Genomic DNA, 16,212 nt, shown 5'->3' with positions numbered 1-16,212 from the left:
TGAACTACATCACGAGACCGGTGCTGCGCCACCCTCTTCCGTGCGCCGCGCAATGAATTCGTCGAGAACACCTGATGTGGCAGCGGCGCAAGCCGGCGGCCGAAAATCTGCCAGCAGCCGTTTCCAGATGCCGGTGGCGCGCTCGGTGGCGGTTCTTGACCCGGCCTGCGTCCAGTTGCCGAAATTCGACCAATCGGCGACCAGCGGTTCGTAGAATGCGGTGCGGTAGCGCGCCATTGTGTGCCCGGTCGAGAAGAAATGCCCGCCCGGCTGCACTTCGGCGATGGCCTCGAAGCCGATCGCGGCCTCGTCGCCGGGCGTCACCGCGCAGAGCTCCGCGATGGTCTGCAGCGCCTCGATATCGGTGATCAGCTTCTCGAACGAGACGCTCAACCCGCCTTCGAGCCAGCCGGCAGCATGGATGCAGACCGTCGCGCCGGCGAGCACCGAACCCCACAGCGCGAACTGCGTTTCGTGGGCTGCCTGCGCGTCCGAAATGTTGGCGGCACTGCCGCCGCCGGACCGCCAGGGAAGGCCGGTGAAGCGTGCAAGCTGACCGGCGCCGAGCGTCGCCTTGACGTGCTCCGGCGTACCGAAGGCCGGCGCTCCGGACTTCATGTCGACATTGGAGGAGAAGGAGCCATAGACGACCGGCGCGCCCGGCCGCACGATCTGGGCCAGCGTCAGCCCGGCCAGCGCTTCGGCGTGCTGCAGCGTCAGCGCGCCGGCCACGGTGATCGGCGCCATGGCGCCGGCCAGGCAGAAGGGCGTGATGATCAGCACCTGCCCCGCCTTGGCAAAGTCGATGATGCCTTGCGCCATCGGAATGTCGAGTTGACGCGGCGAGTTGGTGTTGATGACGGTGTAGCAATGAGCGCCCGAACGGAATTCGTCCTCGGACAGGCCGCGCGCCAGCCGCAGCATCTCGAAGCCGTCCTCGACCTGCGGCGTGCCGCGCGCGAAGACGAACGGCAGTTTGTCCGACAGCGTCAACTGCGCGCTGACGGCATAATGGCGGAAGCGGTTGTCGATGTCCTGCGGCTCGATGCAAGGTCCCAGCATGTGCAGCACGTCGAAATGCTGCACCAGCCGGATGAGATCCTCGAAAGCGGCAAGCGTTCCCGGCCGCCGGCCGTGCTCCAGATCGGTGACGTTCGGCGCCCCGGATCCTGCCAGGACCGTCATCGAGCCGAGTTCGAGCGTCAGGTCGCGGGCACGGTCACCGGCATGGACGCGGATCGATTTCGGCGCCGAGCCCAGCGCCGCCGCGACGATGTCGCGGCCGATGCGCACCATCTGGCTGTCCTCGTCGACCAAAGCGCCGGCACGGGCAAGAATAGCGCGCGCCTCCGGCAGCAGCACCTTGACGCCGAGTTGCTCGAGCACGTGCAGTGCCGTGTCGTGGATCGCGGCGACCTGATCGGCCGAAAAGATCGGCTGCGGCAGAAACGGGTTCTTCAGCGAACGATAGTCCGGCCGGCGGCTGGTCTCGCTGCCGGCCTCGCCGGTTCGTCCGCGCCTGCGTTCGCGCCTGAGGTTGCGTGCTGCGTCATCGACCATGGCGGATACTCCTCATTGCCGTATTGCCCTGCCCTGCGGATCGTAGGCAGGAGCCGCGATGACGCGCGTCGGCCGCTCGCCCAGTTCGTTGAGGCAGATAGGATACTTGCACTGTACATATGTGTCTAGTACGGTTGTATGCAGTTCGCCCTCATGCCTATTGTGCGGCCATGATCATGATTTCTCCGCAGGACGAGCCGGCGTCCGGCAACACCAAGGTGACGCGCCGGGACTGGATCAATCTTGCGCTCCAGACACTGATTTCAGACGGCATCGCAAGCGTGCGCGTGCTGCCGCTTGGCCAGAAACTCGGCGTATCGCGCTCAAGCTTCTACTGGTATTTCGAGAGCCGTCAGGACCTGCTCGACCAGTTGCTTGCGCATTGGCGGGACACCAACACCAAGTCGATCGTCGAACGCGCGCAGCGGCCGGCCGAAAGCATCATCATGGGGGTCATGAACGTGTTCGAATGCTGGGCGGACGAGCGCCTGTTCGATCCCAGGCTCGACTTCGCCATCCGGGAATGGGCGCGGCGCTCCGACGACGTGCGCCGGGCCATCGACCAGGCCGACAATGACCGACTGGGCGCGATCCGCGACATGTATCGCCGGCACGGCTACGGCGAAGAGGATGCCTTCATCCGCGCCCGTGTGCTCTACTACATGCAGATCGGCTATTATGTGCTCGACCTCAAGGAACCGGTCGAGGCGAGAGTCAGTCATCTCGCCGCCTATCTGCGCAGTTTCACCGGCCAGGAGCCAAGCGATGCCGACGTGGCGCATTTCATGCGCTTTATCGCGGCGCGTTAAGTGGGTGCGAGGTGGCAGAGGTGGCAGGCCCGACCCTGGTATCAACAAACTGTACCGCGAAAGCCCCCCTCACCCTTGTGAGCGAGGCCAAAATGGACAAATAGTCTGGTAGGAGTGCCGCTTCTCGGTGGGAGGCGTAGCCGCAGCCGGATCTTGGAATGGCCAGTCCTTTGAAAACACGCAGGAGAAGGGGTCCGATTGCCGCAAGACTGCTGGCGGCGGATGCGTGGTTCGATTCCTCGCTCTACGAGACCGGCTTCAAGGCGCGCCGGTTCTGGGAAGCGGCCACCATTTTTTTCCGGCGCTTCCGCGTCTCCGGCTGGCGCCGCGGCATCATCGAACTGTTGAGCGAAGGTTTCACGCTCGGCGCCGGCGGCATCGTCGTCATGCTGGCGCTCGCCTTGCCGGCCTTCCAGGAAACCGCCGGCGACTGGCGCGCCCAAGGCGATTTCGCCATCACCTTCCTCGACCGCTACGGCAATGAGATCGGCCAGCGCGGCATCATCCAGCGCGATTCGGTGCCGGTCGACGAGATGCCCGACCAGGTCATCAAGGCGGTGCTGGCCACCGAGGATCGGCGTTTCTTCGATCACTACGGCATCGACGCGCTCGGCCTTTCGCGCGCGATCTTCGCGAATGTGCGGGCGAATTCCGTGGTGCAGGGCGGCTCGAGCATCACCCAGCAGCTGGCCAAGAACCTGTTCCTGACCAATGAACGGACGTTGGAGCGGAAGGTCAAGGAAGCCTTCCTGGCGCTATGGCTCGAAGCCAATCTGTCGAAGAAGGAGATCCTGCAGCTTTATCTCGACCGCGTCTATATGGGCGGCGGCACGTTCGGCATCGAAGCGGCCGCCGATTTCTATTTCGGCAAAAGCGTCAAGGATGTGAACCTCGCCGAAGCGGCGATGCTGGCCGGCCTGTTCAAGGCACCGACCAAATACGCGCCGCACATCAACCTGCCTGCTGCCAGGGCGCGGGCCAATGTGGTGCTGTCGAATCTCGTCGAAGGCGGCTTCATGAGCGAGGGTCAGGTGCTGCAGGCGCGGCTGCATCCGGCTGAAATCGTCGACCGCGGCGAGCAGAAGAGCCCGGATTACTACCTCGACTGGGCATTCGAAGAGGCCAAGAAGATCGCCGCGAAGTCCGGCCAGCATTCGCTGGTCGCCCACACAACTTTCGACGCCAACATCCAGAAGGCGGCGGAAGAATCGATGGAATTCCATCTCCGCCAGTTCGGCAAGGAATACAACGTCACCGAAGGCGCCATGGTCGTCATCGAAACCAATGGCGCAGTCAGGGCGATCGTCGGCGGCCGCGACTACGGTGCCAGCCAGTTCAACCGCGCCACCAAGGCGCTGCGCCAGAGCGGCTCATCGTTTAAACCCTACGTATACGCAACGGCGATGGAGCACGGCTTCACGCCGGACTCCGTCGTTTCCGGCGCGCCGATCTCCTGGGGTGCCTGGTCGCCGCACAATTACAATGACGGACGGGCCGGCAAGGTCACGCTGATCACGGCGATGGCCAAATCGGTCAACACCGTGCCGGTGCGGCTGGCCAAGAATCATCTCGGCATCAAGCCGATTAAGGCGATGGCGGAAGCCATGGGCGTCGAATCGCCGCTCGAATCGCACAAGACGATGGTGCTCGGCACATCGGGCATGACCGTGATGGACCAGGCGACAGGCTTTAGCGTGTTCGCCCAGAACGGCTTTGTCGGCTCCCGGCATGGCGTCACCCAACTCGTCACCCGTACCGGCGAGGTGGTTTACGATTTCGCCAAGGATGCGCCGCCGCCGCGCCGTGTGCTCTCGGAGCAGGCGCTGAAATCCATGAACACCATGCTGGCGGCGGTGCCGGTGATGGGCACGGCGCGGCGCGCGGCGCTTCCCAATATCGTTTCGGCCGGCAAGACCGGCACAACGCAGTCTTACCGCGACGCCTGGTATGTCGGCTTTACCGGCAACTATACGGCTGCCGTGTGGCTCGGCAATGACGACTTCACCCCGACCAACAACATGACCGGCGGCTCGCTGCCGGCGATGGTTTGGCAGCGGCTGATGGTCTATGCGCACCAGAATATCGACCTCAAGCCGATCCCCGGCCTCGATCATCCCTTCGTCGACGAAGAGATCGCCGCCAAGGCCGAGGAAGCGGAAAAGAAGGATGCCGAGCAGGCAGCGGCCGACACCGCCGCCGAGCGGCCGCCGGTGCTGTCCAGCCAGACGACGCGGGCGCTCAGGGACATCACAAGGCTGTTCCAGTCGGCACCCGTCCTCCAGGCGCCTGCGACACCGGAGACCCTGTCGGCGCTTTGATGCCGGCACGACGGGCCAGGCCATCCCTCGCGCCGCAATTCCACAGAGGTCCGCTTGCCATGGCCCCCTGCCCCGCGATATCCCCGAGCGGCACTCCTCTTGCCCGCGGCTCTTCATGTTCAAGAACGCATTCCTGACGCTCCTCGCGCTTGCCATAGCCATCGGCGGCGGCGGCAGCAGCGTCTGGTACGCTCTCAAGACGCAGGATGGCATTGGCGCGATCAGGATCGGCCAATGGACGGCGTTTCCCGATATCGGCACGCAGTCGGCGGATCCTTATTCGAAAGCCCGCGTGGCGCGCGAGGGTGTCCTTGCACTCGGGCAGGCAGAAGGCCTGTCGTTTATCGCCGAACGCGATTCCGATGGCGAACTATTGAAACGCCAATGTGCCTATGAAATCGAAGGCGGATTTCCCACAGCCCGGTTCTGGACCCTCTATGCCGCCGATCGGTCGCTCGGCGTGGTCGAGACCGGCAAGCCAAGGCTTGCGGCACTTCAGTCCTACCAGGTGCTGCGCCAGCCCGACAATTCCGTGCTTATTTCCGTCAGCAACCGCCCCGCGCCCGGCAACTGGCTGCTTTCCGACGGCTTCGGCCGGATGTATCTCGTGCTGACATTCTACGACACGCCGATCGCCAGCAGCACGGGCCTTTCGGATGTCACGCTGCCGCAGATCGTAAAGGTCGGCTGCAATGCGTAGGCTGCTGCACGCGATCCTGCTCGGCCTGCTTGGCGCCGGCATCGTACACATCATCGTGCTGCTGCTCGCCCCGGAATTTTCCGAACGCAATGCCTGGTCGCGGCTGGCCATGGCCTCCAACCTTTATCGGATGACCAGGCTGGACGCTGAGGCCGGCGGTACGCCTGTGGTGAAATCGGTCGATCCGCTGTTTTATGCTGCGGCTTGCCGCTTCGATCTGTCCGATGGGATGGTTCGGGTGAAGGCACCGGGAAACGTCCCGTTCTGGTCCGTATCGGTCTATGACCGCAGCGGCCATAACATCTACTCCTTCAACGACCACAGCGCGACCGGAAGGGTGCTGGACAGTATCGTACTGACGCCGGCGCAGATGATCGAGATCCGCAAGGATCTCCCGGAGGAATTGCAAGGGGCAATCTTCGTCGAAGCGCCGATCGACGAAGGCATGTTCGTCATCCGCTCCTTCGTGCCCGACGACAGCTGGAAGCCGACCGTGTCGCGGTTTCTCGAGCAGAGTTCCTGCGAGCTGCAGGACTACTGACGTCAACCGAAACATGCCGCCGGTTGCGGCCCATGCCTTGCGAGCCGCCGCGGCGCTCATTCAAGAGATAGAGGGTCCTTTGCGCGCCCAACAGGGCGCGGCGAATCCATTCAGCCGCGACGCGCGTTAATGATGCGGAACAGGCAACGTCCCCGACGTCCCCGGCATCGTCCTTGACGAACCCGGCTTGTCCGGACCGGCGCCTGGCCGCGTCTCGCCCGTCAGTGGCGGTTGCTCGTAGCGGACGCCGGGGAAAATGATCACCGCCGCCGGCGTTCCGGTGTTTCGGTCTGATCGATTGGTTGCCGCCGTTCGCGGCACGAAAGACAGTACCATGCCCATGGTTCGTGCATTCCTCTCGGTTGCCCCGGAGCACAACGCAACGCCTCCAATCTGATTAAGGAGCCAGTAGGTTAACGGAACGCTAACGGATCGCCGCTAATTTGATCTTTGTTCTAAGGTCAGGAAGTCCTGACCCGTGGCAAATGCGAAACCGACACAGTCCCGGTCGAGCATGGTCCGGATTGTGTCGAGTGTCAGGCGTATCCTTCGTGTCATCTGCGGATTTCAGGCAAATCGCTATACGGGCTGAATCGGGAAAGGCCGAAAGGCTGTTCCGCGCCACGGTGTCGGCGTTCTGTTCGCTCACCCGCCCTTCGCGCCGGGAGATCGCGCAACTTGAGGATCTGACGCTTCCGCTTTTCGCCGATGTGTCGGTCGAATCGCGCCGCTACGTCGCCGCCGCCCTTTCCGAATGCGAATATGCGCCCGCTGCGCTGGTCCGGCGGCTTTGCGAGGAGCCGGTCGACGTTGCCGCGCCGCTGCTCATCCGCTCGCGCGCGCTCAGCGATATCGACCTCATCGCGCTGATCGGCCGCCATGGCCTGCCGCATGCGCGCGCCATTGCGCGCCGCAAGGATCTGAACCCGACCATCGCCCACCTGATCAGGGCGCTTGAAAAACCGACGCTGGTGAGCGTGCGGCAGCCTGAGGCGAACGCCAAGGCGGTGCCCGAAAGCGCCAAAGTCGTCGCCGATAGCAGCCAGCAGGTGCCCGGCGCCGCCGCCGAGGCTGCACGGCGCCGGCTGCGGTCGATGATGCGTGATGCCGAAAGCGGCGGCGCGACGATCAATGCGTTCGCCGGCGCTAACACCTATGTCAAACTGCGCGAGACGGCGCTGACCGGCAATGCCGCATTCTTCCAGACAGCACTGGCCGACGCGCTCGCGATCGATTTTTCAACGGCGCGGTCGCTCACCGCGAACCAGAACTACACGTCGCTGCTGGCCGCCCTGCGCGCGCTCGATCTCGGCGAAGAGAGGGCGTTCCTGATCACCGCCGCCGTCTATCCCACAGAGTTCTCGCATCCGCAGGCCATCCGCATCTTCCTCGACCGCTATCGGCTGCTGCATCGCGACGCAGCGCTGGACAGGCTACGCGGCTGGAAAGCCGAGACACTGTCGAAGGCCATTCGCAATGCCGGACCGATCGCGGCAAACGCCGACGTCCGCAAAGCGCACAGCGACAATACTGCCGCCAGCCCTAAAGCGCGTCGCGTTTGACCGCCTCATGCGACGCGCTTTTAGGCTGTTGTTCTTACGCATGTCGTTATCGCAAAACCGCTGCACACCCTCGGGTCAGGCCCGAGGGCATGCTTTTGCGCGACATGCATTAGGCGCGTCGCGCCTGAAAAAGAGATTCAAGCGAACGCTCTAAGCCATTGTCTGCATATCGCTATTGCGACTTGACGGAAAGAAGCTCCTCGACGGGAACGGAGCCGGCCTCGATCTCGACCACCCAGATGTCGGGGTCGAATTTCTTCTCCCTTTCCAGTCGCGCGTCAAAGACGGCGGCATCGTCGCCGGCGCCGAGCAGACTGAAGTAACGGTCGTCGGGTTTGGCTGAATCGTAGCTCGTCTGCGGCGCCGGGCCAAGCAAGGCAATCTCGCCCATGCGGCCTCGCGCCAGCACGAAGACGGCACCGGCCTCGGTTGCGCCGCGCTTGACCACGGCGGCAAAGCCGCCGGCGCCGAAAACCCGGCGCAACAGGGCCGACACCCACAGATCGGTGGTTACGCGCATGGCAGGATTCCGGACGACATCGGACGGTACTTAGAGCGCTTTGCGTTTGGGTGAAACCAAAACTGCGCGCCTGCGCCCATCAGTTGGTCAGGCCGATCTCGCGCATCTTGACGTAGACGACCTCGTCGGGCTCGCCGGTCTCGGGCAGCCCGAACAGCGACTGAAACTCCTTGATCGCTGCCTTGGTGCGGGCCCCGACCACGCCATCGAGTTGCATGTCGTCATTGCCGAATGCCTTCAACCCGGCCTGGATCTTGATGATGCGGGCGTCGGGTGCCTGCGCCGACGCATCTGCCGGCGAAGCCGAGACGGGAATCGCGGCCATGTCGTCCGGACGGGGTGCCGGATGTGGCACGACCGTCGAGGCGGTTGGCATGGCGCCCAGTTGATCGAGCAGAATGCTGTCGATCTCGCCGGAAGCGTTGAGCCCGACCTTCTGCTGATAGGCTTGGATGGCCTTGCGCGTGTTGGGGCCGGAAATACCGTCGACGGTGCCGGAATAGAAATCGAGATCCTTCAATATGCCCTGGACCTGCTCGACGATCGGATCGCTCTTGATCGGGGCCGGCTCCGGCCGCACGATATTGATGGTGGTTTCAGGCTCGTCGGCGCCGGCTCGAGGAAAGCCCTCCATGCTCCTGGTCGCAAAAAACGCGCCGGCATGAGGAAAAGGCTGATACCACAAAGCGTTCGCCGAGACGTAGAACAGCGTCACCAGGAAGGCGGTCGAACCGCCAACCAGAACCGGATTGCGTGAAATCTGGCTGCCGAGGGCGACCGCGCTGCGTTGGAAGGCATTGCCGCGGCGCTTGACCGCCTTAGGCTGTTTTGCGGAGCGAGCCATGCCTGTCCCCTTTCGTCTCCGCCTTGGCTGCAGGCATCGGCAGTACGCCGGGCTTGTCGTTCGAACGTCCTTTCGGTCCGTTCACCGGCAAGCTGATCGTGACCGTGGTGCCCTCCCCCGGCATGCTTTCGATCGACATCGTGCCCTCGTGAAGCGCCACCAGACCCTTCACCAGCGACAGGCCGAGCCCGGTCCCCTCGAAGCGGCGCGTATAGTCGTTCTGGATCTGCATGAACGGCTTGCCGAGATTGGCAAAGTCTTCCTCGGCGATGCCGATGCCGGTGTCCCTGACCCAGAAATGCAGTCGCGAGCCGATCCGCTTGGCGCCGACGACGACATCGCCGCCATCGGGCGTGAACTTGATAGCGTTGGAGACGAGGTTGATGAGTATCTGCTGCACGGCACGACGGTCGGCGTTAATCTCGCCTGCATCCGGCGCGATCTGGGCCTGTAGATCGATGCTCTTTGCGTCGGCCTGCAAGCGCATCATCGACAGGCACATTTCGACCGCTTCGACGAAACGGAATGGTTCCGGCTCGGTTGCGTAGGCGCCGGCTTCGATCCTCGACACGTCGAGTATCGAGGTGACGACGGCAAGCAGATGCTGGCCGGACTCCTTGACCAGGCCGACATATTCCTTCTGGCGCGGGTCCTTGAAGGTGCCGAACATCTCATGCAGCAGCATGTCGGAAAAACCGATTATGGCGTTCAACGGCGTGCGCAACTCGTGGCTGACGACCGCCAGAAACCGTCCCTTTGCCACTTCGGCAGACGCGGCCGCCTCTTTCGCAGCGGCTAGCTCTTCGCGCAAGCCGGCGAGTTCGTAGTTGTCGCGCAGGACGAACGTGAGGACGTCCTGCTGCTCTTCCCCCCGCGCCAATTCAAGCGAAAACGGCCGGTAATTGTCCGCCGTCGGGCCATTGCCGTTTTGCGGCAGCCGGACGCGAAGATCCAGCCGGCGCGCCGGCGCGCCATCGCGCATGTCGGCCAGCGCGCTGAGGTATGCGACGCGATCGGACAGGTGGATGCGGTCGAACAGGCCGGTACCGAACAGCAGTTCCGGCTGCAGCTTGAGGATCGTGCGCGCCTTTGCCGACGCATCCAGAACCTCGCCATGCCTGCCGGCCCGCAGGACAACGGCGTCGATGATATTCTCGAGCCGGTCGTCGGTCGCCGGATCAAGCTGCGCGCCGGCCGGGCTGCCAAGCGCTGCGACGCGGGGAATGAGAGTGAGCGCCCAGGCCAGCGGCAGCAGCCAATGCCAGGCGGCGATTTCCGCCGGGCCGAACGGAAAGACAGAACCGGCAAAAGCCTGCAGCAGGATAGCGACACATGCGGATAGGGCACCCCAGAATGCAGCGCGACGAGACGCGCCGATCCACCAGGCTTCGAACGGCAGCGCCACGACAAGCATGGCGACCGGCGAGGCCATCCCGCCCGCCGCGGCAATGATACCGGCAAGAGCAAGACTGCCCATCACCAGGGCGACCTGGCCGGCGAACGCCATCTTGCCCGATGCTGCCACCAGCAAGGCAGCAAACCAGCAGAGGCCGAACGTCGCAAAGATCGCAGCCATGGTCACGGCCACGCCAATGTCCGAGGTGACCAGCGTGACTGCTGCGCCTGCGGCGAAGAACGGAGCGGCCAGCATGACACCGATAAACCGCCTCTGGCACCGGCGGTCGTTCTGTCCGAGGATCGACGGATGAACCATCCGTTCGCAACCGGCTGCCATCGCGCCGGGCAACTCAACGTATCTGGCCCTTATCGAACTCAACTCACGCACTCGCACCTGGTCGTGAACAGCCCTGCTTCGCAGTTGCTTTTGTCGATCTGAAACTCGCATCCAGCGTTTAAGGAATGGATAAGGCAGGACCGATCAATGCCCGGTCCGAGGCAGATATTGGGAGGCCGGCACGGGGCAAACCTTGGCAATTGCGGCCATAGTAAATGGAGCGTTATCCGGGCGAACCGCCCTCCCGCCTTTGACAGTCGCCCCCGGTAAGCCGTGCTTCTGGGAAATACATAAGGAAAACAGCTGGTTAGATGGTTAAGCTTAAGTGAAGAAAATCGGCTGGATTTGAGACAAATCCATTGCAAAATGCTTCGTTTCGAATTTGCCTAAAATTTGAGGAAAATTTTCGCTGACCGGGCAAGCCGTCCTTTGCGCGTCCATGCCACTATCGTATCCATAAAGAGGTCATGCCGCATGAACGCATGATCCGGTCACGAATGAGGGCATACAGATGGGCTTTCTGATCAGAATGGCTTTCTGGTTTTCGCTGGTGCTTCTGGCGCTGCCGCTGAATGTCGGCTCCGACGAGGCCGGCCACCAAAGCGTCGGGCCGATCCAGGCGTTGTTTGCGGCACGCGAAGCCGTCGGCGACATTGCCGGCATATGCGAGCGCAAGCCCGACGTCTGCGAGACCGGCAAGTCCGCAATGCACACGATCACCGCCCGGGCCAGGGAGACAGCCAAGATCGCGGCCGCCATGTTGGACGACAAGACCGCCGAACCCGACACGGCGACAACGACCGGCAGCGTGCCCGAAGACATCGTGTTGCCGGCGAAAGTCGATTTGCCGGCGAAAAACTGAGATATTTTTCAGCGCATCTGTCACCGTCCGCAGGCCGTCCGCGCTAAAGCGCGTCGCATTTGACCGGCCTCACGCGACGCGCTTTTCCTCTTTTTCCGTGACGCGGCGTCGCCGGATGACTATATCCGGCCTATGACCACGACGATCCAAACGATCCGCGACGACTTCTCCCTGCTTGACGAGTGGGAAGACCGCTATCGCTATGTGATCGAACTGGGCGAGGCCCTGCCGCCATTCCCCGATGAGGAACGCAACCCTGCCAACAAGGTGCCCGGCTGCGTCAGCCAGGTCTGGCTGACCACCGAGTATGGTCCGGGGCCCGACCCAGTCGTCACCTTCGCCGGCGATTCGGACGCCCATATCGTGCGCGGCCTCGTCGCTATCATGCTGGCGCTGTTTTCCAGACGACCCGCCAGCGAGATCCAGAAAACCGACGCGGAAGCCACGCTGAAGGCACTTGGCCTCGACGAGCACCTGTCGCCGCAACGCGCCAATGGTCTTCGTTCAATGGTCAAGCGCATCAAGCGCGACGCAGAGGCGGCCTTGAAGCAGACCGCCTGATCAGACGAACAGCGCGCGATGGCCCGACATGATCGGAGCCGCACATGTTGCGACGCATATCGATTGCTCCAGCATCGCCCCAAGATCAAAACGGCGCCCGGAGGCGCCGTTGATCATCTAACCCAGGTTGGGAAGGGAGCCGGTATCAGCGCCCCTTGCGCTTGCGGCCGAGACCCATCTTCTTGGCGAGCTGTGAGCGGGCGGCAGCATAGTTGGGAGCAACCATCGGGTAGCTGGCGTCCAGGCCCCATTTTTCACGATACTCGTCGGGCGTCAGACCGTAGTGGGTCATCAAGTGACGCTTCAGCGACTTGAACTTCTTGCCGTCTTCAAGACAGACGATGTAGTCGTCATGGACGGAGCGTTTCGGGTTTACTGCCGGCTTCTGCTTGTCGGCAGGAGGCTGTTCACTGGCCCCGCCCACGCGCCCGAGGGCGGCATGGACATCGGCGATGAGGCTAGGCAGCTCGCCGACCGGCACCGGATTGTTGCTGACATAGGCGGCCACGACATCGGCCGTCAATTCGATCAGCGCATCACTATTTCTGGAAGGTGTTTCGATAATATCCATGGCTTCCTGGCCCCAACGTGAGTTGTTTCTACCTGCGCCCTATTTTTGATAGGTCGGGCATCGCGCGAAATTTTTGCAGGAAAGAGCCTCTGCGATTCGCGTCGCAGCATCGTAATGAGCCACTAAACCAAGTAAGTCAATTCGCTTCTTGCGCTGTATTCATCGATGGCAATAAAATATTCGACGATCAGCTTCAACCTTTCGTGCACTCTGTGACTTTGCGATATTTTCTGGGCAGACCAGCAGCGGCGGACGCCCAGTCAAGCTGCCGTTACATCCATGAGAGCAGTAAAAAAATCTCAATGCTTGGCTATGCTTGGTTGTGGCGTAGGCTATCTGGTTGTTTTTAGAATCTACAAAACCATAGGTTGCGATTTGCTTTTGCAAGCAAGCCGGAAATCAGCACCGCGGACCGGCACCGATCCATCAATGTGGGGTGATGTATTTTCCGTAGACCCAGCCGGTGACGAAATTGCCGTTCTGGGCCGGATCGTGCCAGACTTCGCACCAGCGATAGCGGATCTTCTGTTCCTGCTTCCAAACCGGCTGTTTGCCGATGTCGAGCAGGTTTATGCCGCCGGTGCATCTCCCGGTCATCTGCAAAACAGCACCGTTGGGATAGGCGGCCTGCCTCTGGGACGATCCCGCCGGATACTTGCGCACGTTGAGCGTGTCGCCAAACGGAAGGTTGGTCACTTGCCAAGCTGCGAACACGGTTGCATGAGATTGGCCGATAAAGGCCAAGACTGTCGAAGCGACGGCGAAAGCCGCAGCAGCGTGAAAACGGAACTTCATTTTTCCCTCTCCTCCGGCTCATCTTCTGGAGCCCGGCGCAAACATATACTCCGGCTCTTGAACCTGCGCTGATCGGCGTGTTCATTCTCCATACAAGTAACTTCCACAGCGAGACGCAATGACCCGAACCCCAGCATTTCCGACTGTCAGCCCGCCGCAACCAGAGAAGCGACCGGTCTTCGATGTGCACCATGGAGTGACGCGGACGGACGACTATGCCTGGCTGAGAGCCGACAACTGGCAAGAGATGTTCAGGGATCCATCGCTGCTCGACGCCCAGATCCGCGCCCATCTCGAAGCCGAGAACGTCTATCAGGCAGCCCTCATGGCCGAGACCGCCCAGGTGCGGAAGCAGCTTTTCAAGGAGATGAAGGGCCGCATCAAGGAGGACGATTCGTCCGTGCCGATGAAGGATGGGCCGTACGCCTATGGGTCATCTTTCAAGCTTGGCGGCGAGCAGCCGCGGTATTTCCGCACGCCGCGCGAGGGCGGCGACCAAGAGATCCTGCTCGACGGCGATCTCGAGGCCGAAGGAAAGGCCTATTTCCGCCTCGGCGGTGTCGACCATTCGACCGACCACCGCAAGCTTCTGTGGGCCTTCGACGACAAGGGTTCCGAATTCTACACGCTTCGCGTCCGCGACCTCGCCGACAGCAACGATCTGGCCGACAGGATTCCGGATACCGGTGGCGGCGGCGTGTGGGATGCCGGAAATGACGGATTTTTCTACACCCGCCTCGATCCCAACCACCGTCCTTCCAAGGTGCTGTTCCATGCCCTTGGCGACAGTCCTGAGAACGACCGGCTGATCTACGAAGAAACCGATCCAGGTTTCTTCATGAATGTCGGCGGCACACGCTCCAACGAGTGGATCATGGTTGGCATCAACGACCACGAGACCTCGGAATATCGCATCATGAGCGCCAGCGAGCCGTTCGCCGAACCGAAGCTGGTTGCCCCGCGCGAGACCGGCCTGCAATACGACCTCGAAGAAGGTGGCGATATCTTCTTCATTCTCACCAACGCCGACGGCGCCAAGGATTTCAAGATCATGACTGCGCCGGCGAGCGACCCGGTGCGCGCCAACTGGCAGGAGTTGGTGCCGCACGAAGCGGGCCGGCTGATCCTTTCGGTGATCGGCTTCAAGGACCACATGGTCAGGCTTGAGCGCAAGGAAGGCCTGCCGCGCATCGTCGTGCATGACCGCAACAGCGGCGAGGAACACCTGATCTCCTTCGACGAGGAAGCCTTCTCGCTCGGCCTGTCGGGATCCTATGAATACGATACCGAGATCATGCGTTTTTCCTACTCATCCATGACAACGCCGGCGCAGGTCTTCGACTACAACATGCGGACCCGTGAGCGCGTGCTGCTGAAGACCCAGGAAGTTCCGTCCGGCCACGACCCGGACCATTACGTGACGCGGCGGCTGATGGCGCCCGCAGCCGACGGCGAACTGGTGCCGGTCTCGCTCATTCACCATCGCGACACGCCGCTCGACGGATCAGCGCCTTGCCTGCTTTACGGCTACGGCTCCTACGGCATCACGGTCCCGGCCGCCTTTAACACCAATTTGTTATCGCTGGTCGATCGCGGCTTCGTCTACGCGATTGCCCATGTCCGCGGCGGCAAGGACAAGGGCTATGGCTGGTACGACGACGGCAAGCGGGCGCACAAAATGAACACGTTCACCGATTTCATCGCAGCCGCCCACCATCTCGTCGCCGAACGCTATACGCAACATGACCGCATCGTCGGTCAGGGCGGCTCGGCCGGCGGCCTGCTGATGGGCGCCGTCGCGAATATGGCGCCGGAATGCTTCGGCGGTATTGTCGCCGAGGTTCCGTTCGTCGACGTGCTCACCACCATGCTCGACGCGACCCTGCCGCTGACGCCACCGGAATGGCCCGAATGGGGCAATCCGATCGCCTCGGAGGAGGACTACCGAACGATCGCCGCCTACTCGCCCTATGACAATGTCGCCGCGCTCGACTATCCGCCGATCCTGGCGCTTGCCGGCCTCACCGACCCGCGTGTCACCTATTGGGAGCCGGCCAAGTGGGTGGCGCGGCTGCGCGACCGCAAGATCGGCGACAATCCGGTGCTGTTCAAGATCAACATGGACTCCGGTCATGCCGGTGCATCCGGCCGGTTTTCCCGGCTCGAGGAAATCGCCTTCACCTATGCGTTTGCGCTGAAGGTGGCGGGCAAGGCCGACCTTGCCACCACAGCGCCGCCGACCCTGTTGGACGCACAGACGGCGCTGTAGGAGCTTGATCTTGCGCACCATCCCCACCAGCGGAAAATCGATTCCGGGTCAGGTCAGGTCGATTTTCCGCTCGCGATTGCCATAGCTGCGCGCTACCCAATGCGCGGCTTTTCGCAGCCGCGCCACCCAAAAATCATCCAGTCACGCCAAGGGTCCGCCATGTTGCTCGTCGACGTCTATCTCGACAAATCGCCCATCCAGGGCATCGGTGTTTTTGCCAAGAACCACATTCCCCGCGGCACACTGGTCTGGAAACTCCATCCCAATTACGACCGGCGCATCCCAGTCGAGGTCTATGAACGCGAAACCGGGCCGGTCAGAGCCTATCTCGATCGCTATTCCTATCCCGACCGGCGCGATCCAAACTTTGTCGTCTTCGAAGCCGACGACGCCCGCTACATGAATCATGCCGACGACCCGAATTGCGACGTCGCCTCGCCCGAGGAGACTTATGCACTGCGCGACATCGCGCCCGGCGAGGAAATGACCTGCAACTACAATCATTTCTTCGAGACCGGCTTCGATTTCCTCGGCGATCGCTGACGCGCCGCCATCCCGTCCGGCT

General features: G+C 62.4%; 15 protein-coding genes. 9 read left to right on the top strand and 6 right to left on the bottom strand.

Annotated features, from left to right (window positions below; translation table 11 throughout):
• Positions 1–9: 9 nt before the first annotated feature.
• The gene (locus AC0L3D_RS18450; RefSeq protein WP_473645369.1) at positions 10–1,560 is read right to left on the bottom strand and encodes a trimethylamine methyltransferase family protein; all 1,551 of its coding nucleotides are present in this window, start codon (positions 1,558–1,560) and stop codon (positions 10–12) included.
• A gap of 170 nt (positions 1,561–1,730) precedes the next feature.
• On the opposite strand from AC0L3D_RS18450, the gene AC0L3D_RS18445 reads away from it, so the two are divergent.
• The 5 genes from AC0L3D_RS18445 to AC0L3D_RS18425 all read left to right on the top strand — a co-directional run bounded on the left by AC0L3D_RS18445 (position 1,731) and on the right by AC0L3D_RS18425 (position 7,490).
• On the top strand, positions 1,731–2,369 hold the full coding sequence (locus AC0L3D_RS18445) for a TetR/AcrR family transcriptional regulator (protein ID WP_091590371.1): 639 nt from the start codon (positions 1,731–1,733) through the stop codon (positions 2,367–2,369).
• 158 nt (positions 2,370–2,527) lie between these two features.
• A complete protein-coding gene (locus AC0L3D_RS18440) occupies positions 2,528–4,687 on the top strand; it encodes a transglycosylase domain-containing protein (protein WP_473645367.1) in 2,160 nt (719 codons plus the stop codon).
• Positions 4,688–4,802: 115 nt separating this feature from the next.
• Complete coding sequence (locus AC0L3D_RS18435; protein WP_473645365.1) at positions 4,803–5,387, top strand: DUF1214 domain-containing protein; 585 nt, start codon at positions 4,803–4,805, stop codon at positions 5,385–5,387.
• Entirely contained in the window at positions 5,380–5,928 is a 549-nt protein-coding gene (locus tag AC0L3D_RS18430) for a DUF1254 domain-containing protein (RefSeq protein WP_027152781.1), read from the top strand. The genes AC0L3D_RS18435 and AC0L3D_RS18430 overlap by 8 nt, the downstream gene beginning before the upstream one ends.
• Before the next feature lie 551 nt (positions 5,929–6,479).
• Positions 6,480–7,490 (top strand): hypothetical protein, encoded by a 1,011-nt coding sequence (locus AC0L3D_RS18425; RefSeq protein WP_473645363.1) that lies wholly within the window; start codon positions 6,480–6,482, stop codon positions 7,488–7,490.
• 172 nt (positions 7,491–7,662) lie between these two features.
• Here the strand turns inward: AC0L3D_RS18425 and AC0L3D_RS18420 are convergent, their stop codons facing one another.
• From AC0L3D_RS18420 to AC0L3D_RS18410, 3 genes are all read right to left on the bottom strand, one after another.
• Complete coding sequence (locus AC0L3D_RS18420) at positions 7,663–8,010, bottom strand: DUF1491 family protein (protein WP_473645361.1); 348 nt, start codon at positions 8,008–8,010, stop codon at positions 7,663–7,665.
• A 79-nt stretch (positions 8,011–8,089) separates the two neighbouring features.
• Positions 8,090–8,854 carry a peptidoglycan-binding domain-containing protein gene (locus AC0L3D_RS18415; RefSeq protein ID WP_128168043.1) on the bottom strand — a complete coding sequence of 255 codons (765 nt, stop codon included), beginning with the start codon at positions 8,852–8,854 and terminating at the stop codon, positions 8,090–8,092.
• On the bottom strand, positions 8,829–10,568 hold the full coding sequence (locus tag AC0L3D_RS18410; protein WP_473645359.1) for a PAS domain-containing sensor histidine kinase: 1,740 nt from the start codon (positions 10,566–10,568) through the stop codon (positions 8,829–8,831). Before AC0L3D_RS18410 ends, AC0L3D_RS18415 begins: the two co-directional genes overlap by 26 nt.
• A gap of 532 nt (positions 10,569–11,100) precedes the next feature.
• On the opposite strand from AC0L3D_RS18410, the gene AC0L3D_RS18405 reads away from it, so the two are divergent.
• Both AC0L3D_RS18405 and AC0L3D_RS18400 read left to right on the top strand, forming a co-directional pair.
• Positions 11,101–11,451 (top strand): DUF5330 domain-containing protein, encoded by a 351-nt coding sequence (locus AC0L3D_RS18405; protein ID WP_473645357.1) that lies wholly within the window; start codon positions 11,101–11,103, stop codon positions 11,449–11,451.
• A gap of 132 nt (positions 11,452–11,583) precedes the next feature.
• Entirely contained in the window at positions 11,584–12,012 is a 429-nt protein-coding gene (locus tag AC0L3D_RS18400) for a SufE family protein (protein WP_023800835.1), read from the top strand.
• 145 nt (positions 12,013–12,157) lie between these two features.
• Here AC0L3D_RS18400 and AC0L3D_RS18395 read toward each other — a convergent pair whose 3' ends face one another.
• Together AC0L3D_RS18395 and AC0L3D_RS18390 are read right to left on the bottom strand one after the other, a co-directional pair.
• A complete protein-coding gene (locus AC0L3D_RS18395; protein ID WP_023800837.1) occupies positions 12,158–12,583 on the bottom strand; it encodes a Ros/MucR family transcriptional regulator in 426 nt (141 codons plus the stop codon).
• 426 nt (positions 12,584–13,009) lie between these two features.
• The gene (locus tag AC0L3D_RS18390; protein WP_023800838.1) at positions 13,010–13,378 is read right to left on the bottom strand and encodes an SH3 domain-containing protein; all 369 of its coding nucleotides are present in this window, start codon (positions 13,376–13,378) and stop codon (positions 13,010–13,012) included.
• Between the two features lie 118 nt (positions 13,379–13,496).
• Between AC0L3D_RS18390 and AC0L3D_RS18385 the strand changes: the two genes are divergently transcribed.
• Positions 13,497–15,647 carry a S9 family peptidase gene (locus AC0L3D_RS18385; protein ID WP_023800839.1) on the top strand — a complete coding sequence of 717 codons (2,151 nt, stop codon included), beginning with the start codon at positions 13,497–13,499 and terminating at the stop codon, positions 15,645–15,647.
• 159 nt (positions 15,648–15,806) lie between these two features.
• The gene (locus AC0L3D_RS18380) at positions 15,807–16,190 is read left to right on the top strand and encodes an SET domain-containing protein (RefSeq protein WP_287064288.1); all 384 of its coding nucleotides are present in this window, start codon (positions 15,807–15,809) and stop codon (positions 16,188–16,190) included.
• Positions 16,191–16,212: the final 22 nt, after the last annotated feature.

The sequence above is a fragment of the Mesorhizobium sp. WSM4837 genome (assembly GCF_055811435.1).
The sequence above is the reverse complement of the archived record's forward strand: the minus strand, read 5'-3'. Positions and strand labels throughout refer to the sequence as shown.